The organism is uncultured Bradyrhizobium sp. (assembly GCF_936928535.1).
Lineage (GTDB): Bacteria > Pseudomonadota > Alphaproteobacteria > Rhizobiales > Xanthobacteraceae > Bradyrhizobium.
In genome coordinates this window covers 80081-96817 of sequence record NZ_CAKZHY010000093.1, presented here as the reverse complement: position 1 = coordinate 96817, position 16737 = coordinate 80081, and the positions used below count along the sequence as shown (strand labels likewise).

Genomic DNA, 16737 nt, shown 5'->3' with positions numbered 1-16737 from the left:
GGTGGGACGCACCCGCGCTGTGCATGGCCTCAAGCTGTTTTGGGAATGCTCGCGGCAACCAACGTCATTGCGAGCGCAGCGAAGCAATCCAGGATCCCTCCGCGGGGACAGCCTGGATTGCTTTGTCGCTTCGCTCCTCGCAATGACGAGTGGAGAGAGCTACGCGTTGGCCGCCACACCCTCCGACACCGGCCGGAAATTCGCAAAGTCCCAGTTGCGGCCCGGGGCGGCGTCCAGCAAGGCCTTGGTATAGGTCTCCTTCGGGTGCGTCAGCACTTCGGCCGCGGGGCCCTGTTCGACGACGCGGCCGTGTTGCATCACCACCACCTCGTCGCAGATTTGCGCGGCGACGCGCAAGTCATGGGTGATGAACAGAATTGCGATGCCGAGCCGTTTCTGGATCTCGTCGAGGAGTTCCAGCACCTGCGCCTGCACGGAAACATCGAGCGCGGAGACTGCTTCGTCCGCGACCAGCACATCGGGATCGAGCGCGAGCGCCCGCGCAATCGCAATGCGCTGGCGCTGGCCGCCCGAGAACTGATGCGGATAGCGCGAGATGGCGTCGGGCGGCAGGCCGACCAGCTCGAGCAGCTCGCGCGCCCGCTTCATCGCGTTCGCGTGCGAGACGCCGTAATTGATCGGGCCTTCCGCGATGCTCTCGCCGACGGTGACGCGCGGATTGAGCGAGCGATAGGGATCCTGAAACACGATCTGGATTTTCTGCCGGTGCGGCTGCAGCAGGCGGCGCGAGATGTCGGAAATCTCGCGGCCGGCAAGCCGCACGCCGCCGGAGGTCGGATCGATCAGGCGCACGATGCAGCGTGCCACCGTCGACTTGCCCGAGCCGCTTTCGCCGACGATGCCGAGGGTCCGGCCCTTGCGCAGCGTCAGCGTCACCTTGTCGGCGGCCACGACCTCGCGGCCTTTGCCGAAGAAGGCGCGCTCCTTGTAGATCTTGCTGAGGTCGTTGGCCTCGAGCACGATCGGTTCGCGGCTCTCCTCACGCGGCGGCCGCGGCACCAGGCTCGGCACGGAGGCCAGCAAATTGCGGGTGTATTCCATCGCGGGATTGCGCAGCACGGTCTCGAGCGGGCCGGTCTCGACCAGCCGGCCCTGGCGCATGACGGCGACCCGGTCGGCAATCTCCGCGACCACGCCCATGTCATGGGTGATGAACAGCACCGCGGTGCCGTGATCGCGCTGGAGCTCGCGGATCAGCGACAGGATCTGCTTCTGCGTGGTGACGTCGAGCGCCGTGGTCGGCTCGTCCGCGATCAGCAGCTTCGGTTCCAGCACCAATGCCATCGCGATCATGATGCGCTGGCGCTGACCGCCGGAGAGGCGGTGCGGGTAGGAGGCGAAGATGCGCTCGACCTGGGGCAGGTGGACCTGCTCCATCATGTCGAGGATGCGCCGCTTGCGCGCCTTCGCATCGAGCCTGGTGTGGGCGCGCAGCACCTCGTCGATCTGGCGGCCCACCGGTACCACCGGATTGAGCGCGGTCATCGGCTCCTGGAAGATCATCGCCATCTTGGTCGCGCGCAGCTGGCGCAGACGGCGATCGGTCGCGGCGAGGATCTCCTCGCCGACGAGCTTGACGCTGCCGCCCGACGGCACCAGCGTGCCCTTCGGCAGCAGGCCCATCGTGGTCAGCGACGTCACCGATTTGCCCGATCCGCTTTCGCCGACGAGACACAGCGTCTCGCCTGCGTGCACCTGGATCGAGATGCCGTCGATGATCTTCGGCCCATTCGGCTTCTTGCCGACGGAGACGACGAGGTTGTTGATGTCGAGAACTGGGTTGGTCATGCGAGATCTCCAACGTCGTTCCGGGGCGCGCGGAAGCGCGAACCCGGAACCTCGAGATTCCGGGTTCGGTGCTTTGCACCGCCCCGGAACGACGGAGTAAAGGGTTTCACTTGCCCTCCCGCTGCTTCATGCGGGGATCGAGGGCGTCGCGGGCGGCGTCGCCGATCAAATTGATGCTGAGGATGGCAATCGAGAGCAGCAGGCCCGGCCAGAAGATCAGCGTCGGCTTGAGCTGAAAGTACTGGCGGCCCTCGGCCATGATGTTGCCCCAGGTCGGCGTCTCCGGCGAGATGCCGGCGCCGAGGAAGGAGAGGATGGCTTCGGTGAGGATCGCGGAGGCGCAGACATAGGTGCCCTGCACGATCAGCGGTGCGATCGTGTTCGGCATCAGGTGTCGCCACATGATCTTCGGCAGACTGGAGCCGACCGAGATCGCGGCCTCGACATAGGGCTCCTCGCGCGCGGACAGCACGACCGAGCGCACCAGACGGGCCACGCGCGGGATTTCGGGGATGGTGATGGCAACCAGCACGGTCCAGATGCTGGCGCCCGACAGGGAGACCACGGCGATCGCAAGCAGGATGCTCGGCATCGCCATCAGGCCGTCCATGATGCGCATCATCACGGAATCGACGAGCTTGAAGAAGCCGGAGACGAGGCCGATCGCGAGGCCGATGACGACCGACAGAACCGCCGAGCCGATGCCGATCAAGAGCGAGATGCGGCCGCCATAGATGACGCGCGACAAGAGGTCACGGCCATAGGCATCGGTGCCGAGCAGGAATTGCGCCGACGCCGGCTTGAGCCGCTGCGAAGGCGCAAGCTGGATCGGATCATGCGGCGCGATCAGCGGTGCCAGGATCGAGATCAGCACGATAGCTGCGAGCAGGATCGTGGCCGCCGCGATGATCGGCGTCGAGGTGAGGAATCCGAGGCGCGGCCGCAGCGGCGACGTGATCGGAATGGAGGACTGGGGAAGGCTATCGACCGTCATTGTTGTTCTTGTCCTAGCCTTAGTACCGGATCCGGGGATCGAGCAGCGTGTAGGCGACGTCGATCAGGAGATTGACGACGACGTAGATCAGCGAGGTCAGCAGGATCATCGCCTGGATCACCGGATAGTCGCGCGCCAGCACCGCGTCCACGGTGAGGCGGCCGATGCCGGGGATGTTGAACACGCTCTCGGTGACGACGACGCCGGAGATCAGCAGCGCAAAGCCGGTGCCGATCACGGTGATCACGGGCACCGCGGCGTTGCGCAGCGCGTGCCGCAGCATCACCGCGACCTCGTTGATGCCCTTGGCGCGCGCCGTCCGCACATAATCTTCGCCGAGCACGTCGAGCATGGCCGCGCGTGTCATGCGCGCGATCAGCGCGATGTAGATGAAGGAGAGTGCGCAGGTCGGCAGGATGATGCGCTCGAAGAACGGCCAGAAGCCTGCGCTGATGCTCTTGAAGCCCTGCACCGGCAGCCAGCGCAGGTCGATCGCAAACACCTCGATCAGGACATAGCCGACCACGAACACCGGCACCGAGAAGCCAAGCACGGACAGACCCATCACGAAACGGTCGATCCAGGTGCCGTGCTTCCAGGCCGCGATAACGCCCAGCGGCACGGCGACGATGACCGCGAGGATGATGGTCGACAGCGCGATCGAGATCGAGGGCTCGACGCGCTGGCCGATCATCTTCATGACCGGCAGATTGGAGATCAGCGAGGTGCCGAGATCGCCGTGCAGCAGCTTGTTCACCCAGGTGATGAACTGGACGATCAGCGGCTCGTTGAGGCCGAGCGAGGTGCGGATACGTTCGAGCCGTTCGGGCGTCGCATTGTCGCCGGCGAGGATGGCGGCGGGATCACCCGGCGTCAGCCGCAGCAGCAGGAATACGAAAAGCGCGACGACGCCCATGACGGGCACGGCGGCGAAGATTCGGCGAACGAGATATCCGAGCAAGTTGGATCCGTCAGATTAGAGTCAAATCGCGGCAAGTCCTTCGGCAGGTTGCCATCAGCCTAACATTTCAGCAATTCCCGTGCCATCGGGGCCACGGATTTTGCAATGCGGCTGGTCGTTGCCACAGTCATTCCGGGCTCGGTCCTTCGGACCGCCCCGGAATGACGGGCTCAAAGTCACTCCAGCGTCGCCAGCAGGCCGGCCATCAGCCGACCGCGCTCAACGAGGCTCTCGACCTCGATATGCTCCTCCAGCGTGTGGGCATTGCCGCCGCGGACGCCGAGGCCGTCGAGCGTCGGGATCCCCATCGCGCCGGTGAAGTTGCCGTCGGATCCGCCGCCGGAGCTCGCATGTGGTAATTCCGCGCCGAGAGATTTGGCGATGCTACGCGCCTTTTCATACAGCGCCATGGTCCCGGCATCCGGTTCCCACACCGGCCGGGTCACGCCGCGCGTCACCTTGAAGGTGACGTCGTTGGCGGTGCCCGACAGCGCCAGCATGCGCTCGACGCCGCGGTCGAGATCGGCCTGACGCTTGGCCATCGACAGTGCTTCGCCGGTGGCGGTCGTGGCAACGCAATTGACCCATTGCCCGCCATGCACGATGCCGACCGAGAAGGTGCAGTCCTCCGTCGTCATCGCGTCGATCGCAAGAATCTGCCGTGCCATCTCGCGGATGGCCGAGCGTCCGGATGACAAAGTCGCACCGGCGTGGCTCGGTCGTCCCGTCGCCTCAAGATTGAAGCGCGCGATGGCGTAACGTCCGGTGGTAACGCCGTTGTCGGCGCGGCCGGGCTCGGGCACCAGCACATATTTGTTGCGCGCGGCCTCCGCCTCGATGATGTCGCGCGTCGAGGGCGTGCCGACTTCCTCGTCCGGCGTGAACAGCACGGTGATCGGCAGCGGCGTGGTGAAAGACGCGCGCGCCAGCTGCCGGATCGCTTCCAGCGAGAGGTAGTTGCCGCCCTTCATGTCGAAGATGCCGGGGCCGTAGCAGCGGTTGCCTTCGCGTCGCCACTTCAACTTCTCGATGGTGCCGACCGGATGGACGGTATCCATGTGCCCGGCAATCAGGATGCCCGGCTCGCCTTGCCTGGGATGGGGAAAACGCGCGCGAATGGCGCCGCCGAAGCCTTGGCGGCCGGCGATGCGTTCGATCGTCGCACCCATGATCGCCATATCCCGCGCTGCGATATCGAGCATGCGGTTCACTGCGCTCGCATCCCAGGTCGGGCTCTCGCATTCCACCCAGGTGCGCAATCCTTCGAGCATGGCTTCGGAATCAAAGGGGAGATTGGCTGGATTCATCTCGATGTCTCTCAAGCTTCGAAAAGTGGAACGCGCATTGCATCGGCGCGGGCAGGACGAGCAGATCGAGTTGTAGAGCCAATCCGGTCTTTGTGGAGCCCTTGCGCCTGCCGCAAGGGGCTGCACCGAAACCGGATTGACGTGCCCAAGACGGTCTGCAAGTCTCGAAAGATAAAGGCATTGCATCAAGTAAGTTCGCCCAAAGAACGAACCTGATGCTCAACCAATAGCCGGCCTTTGAACAGTTTCACGTCAGGAGAAACTTTAATGTTGAGCTTGATGCGCCGGGGGCGTCGCGCGTTCGCCTCCAAACTTGCGCTATCGGTCGTCGCGCTTGCAACGGCGATGGCCTCGCCGGTATTTGCGGCGGGCAAGACCATCACCGCGGTGATGCATTCGGATCTGCGTATCATCGATCCGATCTTCACCACCGCTTACATCACGCGTGACCATGGCTACATGGTTTACGACACGCTGATCGCGACGGATTCGAACTTCAAGATCCAGCCGCAGATGGCGGACTGGAAGATCTCCGACGACAAGCTCACCTACACCTTCACGCTGCGCGACGGCCTGAAGTGGCATGACGGCGCGCCGGTGACGGCGGAAGACTGCGTTGCCTCGCTGAAGCGCTGGGCCGCCGTCGACGGCATGGGCCAGCAATTGATGCAGTTCACGGCAAGCATCGAAGCGACCGATCCCAAGACGATCACGCTGAAGCTCAAGGAGCCCTACGGCTTGGTGCTCGAGTCGATCGGCAAGCCGTCCTCGCGCGTGGCCTTCATGATGCCGAAGCGCCTGGCCGAGACGCCGCCGGACAAGCAGATCCCCGAGCAGATCGGCTCCGGCCCATTCAAGTTCGTGCAAGGTGAATTCCAGCCCGGCGTGAAGGCCGTCTACGAGAAGAATCCCGATTACGTGCCGCGCAAGGAGCCCGCGAGCTGGACCGCTGGCGGCAAGGTGGTGAAGGTCGACCGTGTCGAATGGATCACCATGCCGGACTCGCAGACCGCGGTGAACGCGCTGCAATCGGGCGATATCGACTTCATGGAGGTGCCGCCGTGGGATCTCTTGCCGGTGCTTGAAGGCAATTCCGACCTCAAGGTCGAGACGCTGAACAAGTTCGGCTACCAGACGCTCGGTCGCATGAACTTCCTGTTTCCGCCGTTCGACAATCCGAAGATCCGTCGCGCTGCGCTTCTGGCGATGAACCAGAAAGACGTGCTCGACGCGCTCGTCGGCAATCCCAAATACTACAAGATCTGCGGCGCCTTCTTCATCTGCGACACGCCGTTCGCGACCGACGTCGGCTCCGAATCGCTGGTCAAGGGCAACGGCATGGCGGAAGCCAAGAAGCTGCTCGCCGAGTCCGGCTATGACGGCACGCCCGTCGTCGTCATGGTGCCCGGCGACGTCGTGACGCTGAAGGCGCAGCCGACCGTGGCGGTGCAGCTGCTCCGCGAAGCCGGCTTCAAGGTCGATGCGCAGGCGACCGACTGGCAGACGGTGGTGAGCCGCCGAGCCAGCCAGAAGCCCCCGAAAGAGGGCGGCTGGAACATGTTCTTCACCAACTGGGTCAGCGCCGACGTGTCCAACCCGATCGCCAATCTTTCGATCGGCGGCCAGGGCAAGAAGGGCGGCTGGTTCGGCTGGGCGGAGGACGCCAAGATCGAGAAGCTCAAGGACGACTTCGTCCGCGCCGCCTCGATCGACGATCAGAAGAAGATCGCGACCGAAATCCAGAAGGAAGCCTATGACCAGGTGATCTACATTCCGCTTGGCCAGTATCTGGCGCCGAGTGCCTGGCGGAAGTCGCTGTCCGGCGTGCTCGACGGGCCGGCAACCCCGATCTTCTGGAACATCGACAAGTCGGAGTAGGCCAAGTCCAGCCAAGGTAAGCCAAGACAAGGGCGCGCCTCGCGCCTTTGACCCCGATCATCGTGCGGCGCCGCTGTGTTCAGCGGCGTCGCTCTTCAGGAGAGCTTCGATGTTGCGACATCTGCGTCGTGCGTTCGCCTCCAAACTTGCGCTTTCCGTCTCGGCGCTTTCAGTCCTGACGCTTGCAGCACTGGCTTCGCCGGTTCTCGCCGCGGGCAAGACCATCACCGCCGTGATGCATTCGGACCTGCGCATCCTCGATCCGATCTTCACCAGCGCCTATATCGCGCGTGACCATGGCTACATGGTCTACGACACGCTGCTCGCGACGGATTCCAACTTCAAGATCCAGCCGCAGATGGCGGACTGGACCATCTCCGACGACAAGCTGACCTACACTTTCACGCTGCGCGACGGCCTGAAATGGCATGATGGCACGCCCGTCACCGCGGAAGATTGCGTTGCCTCGCTGAAGCGCTGGGCCGCCGTCGACAGCATGGGGCAGCAGATGATGCAGTTCACCGCGAGCATCGAGGCGACCGACCCCAAGACCATCACGCTGAAGCTGAAGGAGCCGTACGCGCTCGTGCTGGAAGCGATTGGCAAGCCGTCGTCGCGGGTCGCTTTCATGATGCCGAAGCGTCTGGCCGACACGCCGGTGGACAAGCAGATCCCCGAGCAGATCGGCTCCGGGCCGTTCAAGTTCGTGCAGGATGAATTCCAGCCGGGCGTGAAGTCAGTCTATGTCAAGAACACCGACTATGTGCCGCGCAAGGAGCCGCCGAGCTGGACCGCCGGCGGCAAGGTGGTGAAGGTCGATCGCGTCGAATGGATCACGATGCCGGACGCACAGACGGCGTTGAACGCGCTGCAGTCGGGTGACATTGATTTCATGGAAGTTCCCGCCATCGAAATGTTGCCCGCCATTGAAGCGGACAAGGACCTCAAGGTCGACATCCTGAACAAGTTCGGCTTCCAGACCGGCGCGCGGATGAACTTCCTGCATCCGCCATTCGACAACGTCAGGGTTCGCCGCGCAGCATTCCTGGCGGTCAACCAGAAGGACGTGCTCGATGCGCTGATCGGCAATCCCAAATACTACAAGACGTGCGCCGCGGCCTTCATCTGCGACACGCCGTTCGCGACGGAGATTGGCGGTGAGGTGCTCGCGAAGGGCGGCGACATGGCTGCGGCCAGAAAGGCGCTCGCCGAGTCCGGCTACGACGGGACACCGGTCGTGCTCATGGCGCCGGGCGACGTCGTGACGCTGAAGGCCCAGCCGATCGTAATGGCCCAGCAACTGCGCGACGCCGGCTTCAAGGTCGATTTGCAGGCCACCGATTGGCAGACGGTGGTAAGCCGGCGCGCCAGCCAGAAGCCTCCGAAGGAGGGCGGCTGGAACATGTTCGTCACAAACTTCGTCAGCGCCGACGCCTCGAACCCGATTTCCAACATCGCCGTCGGCGGGCAAGGCAAGAAGGGCGGCTGGTTCGGCTGGCCGGAGGACGCCAAGGTCGAACAGTTAAAGGACGCCTTCGTCCGCGCCGCCTCGCTTGACGAGCAGAAGAAGATCGCGACCGAAATCCAGAAGGAAGCCTACGATCAGGTACTCTACATTCCGCTGGGGCAATATCAGTCGCCGAGCGCCTGGCGGAAGTCGCTGTCCGGCGTGCTCGACGGCCCGGCAACCCCGATCTTCTGGAACATCGACAAGTCCGAGTAGGGCGAGCGCGTCCCGCGTCTTTTGTCCCAATCATCGCGCGGCACCGCTGTCATCAGCGGCGCCGTTTTTGTCTGTCAATCTCGATCTGAAATAGGTGTGTCGCGTTCGCGTCGCGCTTCAGCAGTGGCTGTCGCGGACCTGCTCGAGCCCTTCGCTCGCAAAGGGCGGATTGACGACGGCTTGCTCGGCTGACGACGCCGGCCGCTCAGTCGGCTGACGGTCCAACTTGGGAGCTTCGTCGTGGTGCTGTGGTTCCATTGAAGGCGCCTCTCGAATTGCTGCAGGACAACATCGCGGACGCCTCGAAGTTCCTTACACGACCGGGCGATGATGCGGCTTGAACAGTCGTCCCTTCTCCACCACGAGCACGATCGCAAGCGCCGCTAGCGTCGACAGGAAGAAGCCGATCGAGAACGGCAGCAGCGTGCCGTCAAAGCTCTGGCCGATCGAGGTGCCGACCACGATGCCGATCAGCGTCGTGATCGAGCCGTAGAGCGAAGAGGCCGTGCCGGCGATATGACCCTGCGGCTCCATCGCCAGCGCGGTGAAGTTGGCGACCATCATGCCGAACGAGAACATCATCAGCGCCGACAGGGCCATGAACAGTGGCAGCGGCAGCACGCCGAGGATCTCGGTCAGCAGCATCACGCCAGCCACTGCGGCGTAGAGCGAGAGCGCGCCGTGCGAGATCACGCGCATGCCGAGCCGTCCGACCAGCTTCGCGTTGAGAAACCCGGCGACGGCAGTGCCGGCCGCGATCGCGGCGAAGGCAAGCGGGAAGTAATGGCCGAGATGATAGATGCCAGTGAAGACCTGCTGCGCCGAGAACACGAACGCGAACAGCGCGCCCATCACGGCGCCGGCGGCGCTCGCATAGCCGATGGTCTGGCGGTTGGTGACGGTCTGGCGGAAGGCCGAGAGCACGTCGGCGGGCGCGAGCGACCTGCGCTCGGTCTCAGGCAGCGTCTCCGGAAGCCGCCACACGCTCCATGCCAGCGCAATGATTCCGTAGAGCATCAGCACGACGAAGATGCCGCGCCAATGCGTGATCATTAGCACCGCCTGTCCGAACGAGGGCGCGATCACGGGCACGGCGATGAAGATCATCATCGCCAGCGACATCACGCTCGCCATGCGGCGGCCGGCGTAGCAGTCGCGCACGATCGAGGTCGCGATGACGCGCGTCGCCGAAGTGCCGAGCCCCTGCAGCGCGCGCGCAAGCAGCAGCGTCTCGAAGCTCGGCGCGGCGACCGCCAGCACGCTCGCCACGGCATAGACCGCCATGCCGCCGAGCAGCACCGGCCGGCGGCCGAACCGGTCGGACAACGGGCCCATGATGAACTGGCCGGCACCGAAGCCGATCAGGAAGGTCGACAGCACAAGCTGGAGATGGTTGGCGTTGGGAATGCCGAAGGCCGCCCCGATATTGGGCAGCGCCGGCAGCATCATGTCCATCGCGAGCGGATTCAGCGCCATGATGGACGCGATCACGATGACGAATTCGGGAAACCCCATCGGACGGTGTCCTGAGGACACCCATTCGTCGGCATTGACGTCGGACAAGCAGCTTACCCCTAATTTCAGGGGCTATATCTAAAGCCCATGCTGCGTCGCACAACCCATGTTTTGGGATGGCTGTCCGGCGGGGAACAATCGTTTTGGCGCGTCACAAGCGGTGCGCCTTCCCTAGCCGCGGGCTGGAAACCAAGCATTCACCATAAGATCGGGGCACCACGCCGAGGACATCAATCGGCAATCCATCCTGCCCATTGTGGTTTGGGGCGCCACACAGGGCGCTGAGAAGCCAGACAGACAGGTATTTGCGGTGTCCGACGTCACCGGTACGACACGATGGTTAGGACCGTCGGCAGACACGGCTCCGAGTCGGAACGTCTGGCTTCGTTCCCTGATCGCGATCGTAACCCTGCTGGCGCTAGGCAATCTCGCCAACGACACTGCGTTGGGGACGGGTTACGGCTGGGACGCTCGTGTCAATTGTGCCGCAGTCGACGCGCATGCTGCGGGGCTCGATCCCTATTACGTCAAGAACCTGAAGGGGACCTCCTACTCTTATCCCTATCTCCCGGCGACCCTTGACGCGTTCCGACCGTTTTGCACGGGCGGCTTTCTCATCGATCACTACCGGGGCCTCTATCTCGTCCTCGCCGCGCTCTGTGGCTTGCTCCTCCCTGGGCTCCGCAGGTCGCGTGCCGGTCCGCGCGATGTGGGCCTCAAGGTGCTCTGTGCGCTTGGCGCATTCGTTGGTTTCGAATGGGTGTTGGCATCCGGAAATTTTGCGATTCTGGGCGGCCTGCTGACGGCGGTGGCGCTGGCGCTGCTGCTTCACGCCGAACTGGAGGGCGACCGGCGCTTCAAGATGCGCATCGCTGGTGCAGCGCTGCTCGGTCTCGTCATGTCGTTCAAGCTGGTGTTCTGCCCTGTCCTGGCTGCGCTCTACTTCCTGCCGCTGCCACGTGCCCGGAAACTTGGTCTTCTCGCGGTGGCGGGCTTTGGCTTCGCGCTACCGATCCTGATCTCGGTGCTGTTCTATCCGGAGCTGTTCGCGAGCTGGCTGCTCGCGATCAAGGGACAGATCCCCAACCAGCATTCGGTCCATCTGGAAGAAATCAATCCATCGCTGCTCCTGGTTGCGCACAATCTCATCCACCGCATCGGGCTGGCGGACAACAGGCCGATCGAGTTCGCGATCTACGCGCTTGCCGCGTTCGCGCTCGTGCTCGCACCCTTCGCCCTGGTGCTGGTGCGGGCGCTCGGGATCGGGATTGCCGCCGGTGGAGCATCATTCCCGGCACGGCTGGACCGCTGGCTGATGAATCACCCGCAGGCCGCCATGCGCATCACTGTGCTTGCGATGTACGGGCTCTATCTCTGCTCGCCGCGCATCAAGGAATACGCCTTTTTCGAGCTGGCGCTTTATCTCGCCGTCCTCGTGGTCGATCTTTCGTCATCGGCGCTCACCATGGTTTTGATCGTCGCCATAGCCATTCCCGCAGTGGCTTCGATTGCGGGAATTGCATTTGAGGGCCGGTTTGCTCTGCTCGCCATCGCGCTGGTTTGCTTTTGGACCATGCTGCTCGATTTTCGCGGCGTGCCGGCACGGGACGAACCGGAAGGGGTGGTTTCATGAAGAGCGGTGATGCTGCATCCCTTGCCGCAGCGGGAGGGCCACATGCCGCCGATGTGCTGGGCACGAGCTGGCTGACCCGCCTCATCGTGGCCGTGGCCATGCTGGTCGCTGCCGCAACGGCGATCGATCTCGGCATGGGCGAGACCTTCGGTTGGGACGCGCGGGTGAACTGCGCGGCCGTCGATGCCCATATCGCCGGGCTCGATCCCTATTTCATGGAGAACCTCAAGGACGCGAAGTATTCCTATCCTTATCTGCCCGTGACGCTGGACGCTTTTCGCCCGCTCTGCGCCGGCGGCGTACTGGTTGCCCACTACAAGGCCATCTATCTCGTTCTTGCCATCCTGTGCGCATTGTCGTTGCCTGGTCTTGGCGAGGGCCGTCGAAGTCTCCGCGGCACCGCGCTACGGGTTATTTTCGCGCTTGGCGGCTTCGTCGGCCTCGAATGGGTTCTGGCGACCGGCAATTTTGCGATCTTCAGCGGCCTGTTGATCGCGGCGGCGTTGGCGCTGTTGCTGCGTCCTGCAGGCTCCGACAGGCTGGGGAATAAGAGCTCGCTGCTGCAATTTGCCGGGGCCGCTCTGCTCGGCCTCGTCACCTCGTTCAAGCTGGTCTACTGTCCGATCATCGCTGCGCTCTATCTCTTGCCGCTGCAGCGGTCGCGCAAGCTGATGCTGATCGCGGTTGCATCCGGTGGGTTCGTGCTGCCGATTCTGATCTCGGCGGTGTTTTACGCCCATCTCCTTCCGAGCTGGTTGGGCGCGATCTTCGGCCAGATTCCGGGGCAACATTCGCCAAGTAACGAGGTCAATCCGTCGCTGCTGTTCCTCGCGCGCGCACTCGCAGACCGTCTCGGACTTGTCGGCAGCAAGCTGGTCATTGCCTCGCTTTATGGCTTCGCCGCGCTAGTGCTCGTGATCGGGCCGCTCGCGGTTTCAGTCTGGCGCATGATTGCTGCGCGCGGGCCGGTCGACGTGAGATCACCGTTGAACTGGTTCGACCGCTGGCTGATTGAACATCCCGTCGCGGCGATGCGCCTCGCCGTGCTCACGATGTATGCGTTCTACCTCTGCGCTCCGCGACTGAAGGAATATGCCTTCTTCGATGTCGCGCTCTACGCCGCCATTCTCATCGTCGATCTTCCTGCAGCGGGGCTTGCCGCCGTCATGACCGTTGCGGTCGGTATTCCCGCGCTGGCGTCGATCACGGGGTATGCCTTCATAGACGGCTTCGATCAGTTGGCGATTGCGCTAGCGTGCTTCTGGATCATGCTGTGGGCCCAATCGGCGGTGCCGGGGCAGGTGGTGCGGGCAGCCGGGGTCGAACCGGCACAGCTCTCGCGAGCCGAGGGATTTTAAGTCCCTTGCGTCTACCAATTTCGCCATGCCCGCTTGATCCAACGAGATCAAACACTTAAGTCCCGTCCAGCCGTCTGGAGCTGGCGCTTTCGGCCGGATCGGGGGTTCTTCCTTAAGCGAGCCGGCGGCACAAGGCAAAGCCTCAATCCGGACATCTGGCCCTGCTTTAGGCATTCTCAATTCACGGGGACTATGCATCCGGCATGACTGCTTCGTTTTCCTCTTCGCTGCGCACCTGCTGCGCGGCCGCGGCGCTGGTCGTGGCCGGCTGCGCGCTGTCCGGCTGCGCCAGCGTCAGTGAGACGATCGCGCCGGCCTTCGCCGATCCCGCCAAATACGAACTGTACGACTGCAAGCAACTCGAGGCCGAGCGCAAAGCGCTCGTCGTCCGCACCGCGGATTTGCAGAAGTTGATGGACAAGGCCGAGACCGGGACCGGCGGCGCCGTCGTGTCCGAGCTCGCCTATCGCAACGACTATGTCGCGGTCCGCGGGCAGGCGCAGCTGGCGGAGGAGGCGTGGCGCCGCAACAGGTGCCGCGAAACGCCGCCTGATGCGACCCCGGCGAGCGCCACGCCGCAGCGGCCGGACATCAAGCCCGCGCCGAAGCGTTAAGGCCGCCAGCCGTAGATCCAGTCCTGCCGCGCCAGCATGCGCTCGGGCCCGAGTGCGCGGATCGCAAGATCGCGGGCGATCGCGAGGGGGCCGCTGAAGTGATAGATGCGGCCCTGTTGCCGCGCGGTCCGCTGCACTTTCCTGACACGGGCCTGACGCATCAGGCCATATTGCGTCAGCGCGGCCGTGATGCCGGCCATATCCTCGGCCGCCTCGAGGCTGAGATGCCGGCCGAGCACGGCGGCATCCTCGATCGCCATGCCGGCGCCTTGTGCGGCAAAAGGCAGCATCGCATGCACGGCATCGCCGAGCAGTGCGACCGGGCCCTTGCTCCAGGGGCAGCCATCGGGCACGCCGAACAGCGCCCATTTACGCCAGCTGTCGACGGCGGCCAGCATCATCCGCGCCGTTGGTGGCCAGCGCGGCGCGGCGAAGGCCTCCATCACCTCGAACGGATCGCCCGGCGTGCTCCAGCCCGGCCTGTTCCAGGTGCCCGGCAGCACCGCCACCACGTTGAGCTGGCGTCCGCCGGCGATGGGGTAGGCGACGAGATGCGCGTTCGGGCCCATCCAGAGCTGCACCCGCCGCGCCGTCAGATCCTTCGGCAATTGCGTGGCATCCAGCGTGCCGCGCCAGGCGATCAGACCGGAGAAGCGTGGCTGCACCTCGGGAAACAGATGCTGGCGAACCGTCGACCAGATGCCGTCGGCGCCGATCAGTGCGCTGGCGAGATCGCTGCGCCTGATGGTGCCGCTGCGATGGACGACGGTCAGTCCCTTGGCGTGAGGCGCGACATCCTCGAAGGTCGCGCCCAGCTTCAAGTCGATATCGGGATGGTCGGCGACCGCGCCCGCGAGCGCCGATTGCAGGTCAGCGCGGTGCACGACCCAATAGGGGGCCCCGGCGCGCGCGGACGCCGCTTCCCCGAGCGGCATCCGCAACACTTCGCCGCCGGCGCGCGCGCTCATGATCGAAACCGCGTCCGGCACCACGGCACGCAGCTTGAGCCTATCGGCGAGGCCAAGCTCGACCAGCACGCGGCTGGCATTGGGAGAGAGTTGCAGACCGGCGCCGACTTCCTCGAGCCGCTCGGCCTTTTCCAGCACGACGACGCGAAATCCACGTGCGGCCAGCGCAAGCGCGGCCGTCAGTCCTCCGATTCCGGCACCAGCAATGACGATCGTTCGCGGGAGAGCCACCCCTGACCGAACAAACCGGTCAGGCCACCTTGTCCTTCAAGACGCATTCGGGCGGACGGGCTTCGCCCGCCTTCAGGTCGGCCGCGAAGCGGTACAGCGTCGAGCAATACGGGCAGATGATCTCGTTGTCGTTGCCGAGGTCCAGGAACACGTGCGGATGATCGAACGGAGGATTGGCGCCGACGCACATGAACTCTTGCGAGCCGATCTCGATGACGGGGACACCGGCATCGTTATGGAAGTGCGGGACGACATGGTCGGACATCGTAGTTCATCCTGGAGTGGCAATGGCGGCAGACACAATCAGCAGTGACGCGGCAAATTGATGACGCCGCGGACCATACTGATGGGTGCATATGATTGCTAGCCCGGCGGAACCGAAAGGTTCGCAATTGCCCCATGCTCATTTGCTCATGCAAATTCGACACAATCTTGTCGCCTCAGAGAAGCCCTTCTTTCGTCGGGGACGTTGTGTCGCAATTTTGGCATACTATCTCTCTCGGACACGTGAAATTGCGACGAAAGACGAACCATCGGGCCAATGGTCCCGCGCAGATGATTCTCCTGAGGTCCAGGCTTTCAGCATGAAGTGGCTGCGAATCAGCTCAGCTTTGGCAGGAATTGCTGCATGCAGCCTTGTGCTCGCGCAGGTAGCGCCGCATGCCCGGCAAGCCGGCGCTGTTCTCGCAGCTCAGGACGATCCGGCGGCGCTGTCCGAGCTGAAGTTGGATGCGGCGCTCGCGCAGAACGATCATTTGGTTCAGGACAATATCGAGGCGGCGCTCAAGGCTGGCGATGCCGATCTCGCCGACAGCTTTGTCGCGCTCGCGCGTGACCGCAACATCGCGCTGCCTGACGACCTGCTCAACCGGGTCAGCGATGCCGTCAAAACAGAAAACTCCAGCGCGCATTTCGCCAAGCGCTTTGCCACCGGTCTCGTCACCGGCAATGCCGATGATGTCGCGAGCCTGTCAGGGACGGTGGCCGGCGATCTCTTCGTGATCGGCGATATCAGGGACGTCGTGCGCGAGGGCAAGCATCTCGCGATGGGTGAGGATACCGATCGCCTTGTGCTTGGTCTCGCCACTGCGGGTCTTGCGGTGACCGCCGTGACCTATGTGTCCGCCGGCGGCGCCGCGCCTGTTCGAGCCGGGCTGACGCTGGTGAAGGATGCGCGCAAGGTCGGACGGCTCGGCGAGGGACTTGCCGAATGGGCGGGCCGTTCCGCGCGTGACGTGGTCGATACGCCGATGCTTCAGAACGCGGTCGCCAAGGGTTCGGTGTTCCGTCCGGGCGAGACCGTGAGTGCGATCAAGGCCGCGTTCCGCGTCGAGAAAGCCGGTGCGCTGGTCCGGCTCGGCAAGGATGTCACGCGCGTGGCCGAGAAGACTGGTACGCGCGGCGCCATGGATAGCTTGCGCATCGCCGAGGGCCCGAAGGATGTCGCGCGCGCGGCGCGGCTGGCGGAAGCGCAAGGCAGCAAGACGCGCGCGATCATGAAGGTGCTGGGGCGTGGTGCGTTGCTGCTCGTCGGCGGCGCGTTCGATCTCACGCTGTGGCTCCTTGGTGCGGCACTGACTCTGTTCGGCCTGCTATCCTCGATCAAGGCGACCACCGAGCGCCTCACCCAGGCCTGGTGCGATCGCAGGCGGGCCCGGCGGCTCCGCCGCGCGCAGCTTGCTGCTGAAGCCGCTCTGGCCAGCGCGGCCGTTACGGCTTAAGATCAAACCTCTCCCACAACATTGC

At 64.1% G+C, this 16737-nt stretch carries 13 protein-coding genes and 1 tRNA gene; 5 read left to right on the top strand and 9 right to left on the bottom strand.

Features of this window, described 5'->3' with window-relative positions; translation table 11 throughout:
- Positions 1-159: 159 nt before the first annotated feature.
- From Q0687_RS15825 to Q0687_RS15810, 4 genes are all read right to left on the bottom strand, one after another.
- Positions 160-1809: an ABC transporter ATP-binding protein gene (locus tag Q0687_RS15825; RefSeq protein ID WP_298878274.1), complete on the bottom strand. Its 1650-nt coding sequence runs from the start codon at positions 1807-1809 to the stop codon at positions 160-162.
- Positions 1810-1915: 106 nt separating this feature from the next.
- Positions 1916-2803: an ABC transporter permease gene (locus Q0687_RS15820; RefSeq protein WP_298878271.1), complete on the bottom strand. Its 888-nt coding sequence runs from the start codon at positions 2801-2803 to the stop codon at positions 1916-1918.
- A gap of 19 nt (positions 2804-2822) precedes the next feature.
- Complete coding sequence (locus Q0687_RS15815) at positions 2823-3764, bottom strand: ABC transporter permease (RefSeq protein WP_298878268.1); 942 nt, start codon at positions 3762-3764, stop codon at positions 2823-2825.
- A gap of 176 nt (positions 3765-3940) precedes the next feature.
- The gene (locus Q0687_RS15810) at positions 3941-5071 is read right to left on the bottom strand and encodes a M20/M25/M40 family metallo-hydrolase (protein WP_298878265.1); all 1131 of its coding nucleotides are present in this window, start codon (positions 5069-5071) and stop codon (positions 3941-3943) included.
- Positions 5072-5338: 267 nt separating this feature from the next.
- On the opposite strand from Q0687_RS15810, the gene Q0687_RS15805 reads away from it, so the two are divergent.
- Together Q0687_RS15805 and Q0687_RS15800 are read left to right on the top strand one after the other, a co-directional pair.
- Entirely contained in the window at positions 5339-6949 is a 1611-nt protein-coding gene (locus Q0687_RS15805; RefSeq protein WP_298878262.1) for an ABC transporter substrate-binding protein, read from the top strand.
- A 109-nt stretch (positions 6950-7058) separates the two neighbouring features.
- On the top strand, positions 7059-8672 hold the full coding sequence (locus tag Q0687_RS15800; RefSeq protein WP_298878260.1) for an ABC transporter substrate-binding protein: 1614 nt from the start codon (positions 7059-7061) through the stop codon (positions 8670-8672).
- Positions 8673-8984: 312 nt separating this feature from the next.
- Here the strand turns inward: Q0687_RS15800 and Q0687_RS15795 are convergent, their stop codons facing one another.
- Positions 8985-10235 carry a multidrug effflux MFS transporter gene (locus tag Q0687_RS15795; RefSeq protein ID WP_298878257.1) on the bottom strand — a complete coding sequence of 417 codons (1251 nt, stop codon included), beginning with the start codon at positions 10233-10235 and terminating at the stop codon, positions 8985-8987.
- Between the two features lie 262 nt (positions 10236-10497).
- On the opposite strand from Q0687_RS15795, the gene Q0687_RS15790 reads away from it, so the two are divergent.
- On the top strand, positions 10498-11820 hold the full coding sequence (locus Q0687_RS15790; RefSeq protein ID WP_298878256.1) for a hypothetical protein: 1323 nt from the start codon (positions 10498-10500) through the stop codon (positions 11818-11820).
- A 404-nt stretch (positions 11821-12224) separates the two neighbouring features.
- On the opposite strand, the gene Q0687_RS15785 is transcribed toward Q0687_RS15790, so the two are convergent.
- Both Q0687_RS15785 and Q0687_RS15780 read right to left on the bottom strand, forming a co-directional pair.
- Complete coding sequence (locus Q0687_RS15785; RefSeq protein WP_298878254.1) at positions 12225-12560, bottom strand: hypothetical protein; 336 nt, start codon at positions 12558-12560, stop codon at positions 12225-12227.
- 562 nt (positions 12561-13122) lie between these two features.
- Positions 13123-13211 (bottom strand) — tRNA-Leu (locus Q0687_RS15780).
- 170 nt (positions 13212-13381) lie between these two features.
- Between Q0687_RS15780 and Q0687_RS15775 the strand changes: the two genes are divergently transcribed.
- The gene (locus Q0687_RS15775; RefSeq protein ID WP_298878252.1) at positions 13382-13792 is read left to right on the top strand and encodes a twin-arginine translocation pathway signal; all 411 of its coding nucleotides are present in this window, start codon (positions 13382-13384) and stop codon (positions 13790-13792) included.
- Here the strand turns inward: Q0687_RS15775 and Q0687_RS15770 are convergent.
- Positions 13789-14991: an FAD-dependent monooxygenase gene (locus Q0687_RS15770; RefSeq protein ID WP_298878251.1), complete on the bottom strand. Its 1203-nt coding sequence runs from the start codon at positions 14989-14991 to the stop codon at positions 13789-13791. The genes Q0687_RS15775 and Q0687_RS15770 overlap by 4 nt on opposite strands.
- 19 nt (positions 14992-15010) lie before the next feature.
- Complete coding sequence (locus Q0687_RS15765) at positions 15011-15256, bottom strand: zinc-finger domain-containing protein (RefSeq protein ID WP_007602543.1); 246 nt, start codon at positions 15254-15256, stop codon at positions 15011-15013.
- Between the two features lie 319 nt (positions 15257-15575).
- Between Q0687_RS15765 and Q0687_RS15760 the strand changes: the two genes are divergently transcribed.
- Positions 15576-16712: a hypothetical protein gene (locus Q0687_RS15760; RefSeq protein ID WP_298878249.1), complete on the top strand. Its 1137-nt coding sequence runs from the start codon at positions 15576-15578 to the stop codon at positions 16710-16712.
- The last annotated feature ends 25 nt before the right edge of the window (positions 16713-16737 follow it).

Excerpts from the sequence above, each read along its gene's own strand:
- Q0687_RS15825 (WP_298878274.1), bottom strand. The coding sequence starts at position 1,809 with ATGACCAACCCAGTTCTCGACATCAACAACCTCGTCGTCTCCGTCGGC.
- Q0687_RS15800 (WP_298878260.1), top strand. The coding sequence starts at position 7,059 with ATGTTGCGACATCTGCGTCGTGCGTTCGCCTCCAAACTTGCGCTTTCC.
- Q0687_RS15765 (WP_007602543.1), bottom strand. The coding sequence starts at position 15,256 with ATGTCCGACCATGTCGTCCCGCACTTCCATAACGATGCCGGTGTCCCC.
- Q0687_RS15775 (WP_298878252.1), top strand. The coding sequence starts at position 13,382 with ATGACTGCTTCGTTTTCCTCTTCGCTGCGCACCTGCTGCGCGGCCGCG.
- Q0687_RS15820 (WP_298878271.1), bottom strand. The coding sequence starts at position 2,803 with ATGACGGTCGATAGCCTTCCCCAGTCCTCCATTCCGATCACGTCGCCG.
- Q0687_RS15810 (WP_298878265.1), bottom strand. The coding sequence starts at position 5,071 with ATGAATCCAGCCAATCTCCCCTTTGATTCCGAAGCCATGCTCGAAGGA.
- Q0687_RS15785 (WP_298878254.1), bottom strand. The coding sequence starts at position 12,560 with ATGGGCGTAAAACACCGCCGAGATCAGAATCGGCAGCACGAACCCACC.
- Q0687_RS15805 (WP_298878262.1), top strand. The coding sequence starts at position 5,339 with ATGTTGAGCTTGATGCGCCGGGGGCGTCGCGCGTTCGCCTCCAAACTT.
- Q0687_RS15760 (WP_298878249.1), top strand. The coding sequence starts at position 15,576 with ATGAAGTGGCTGCGAATCAGCTCAGCTTTGGCAGGAATTGCTGCATGC.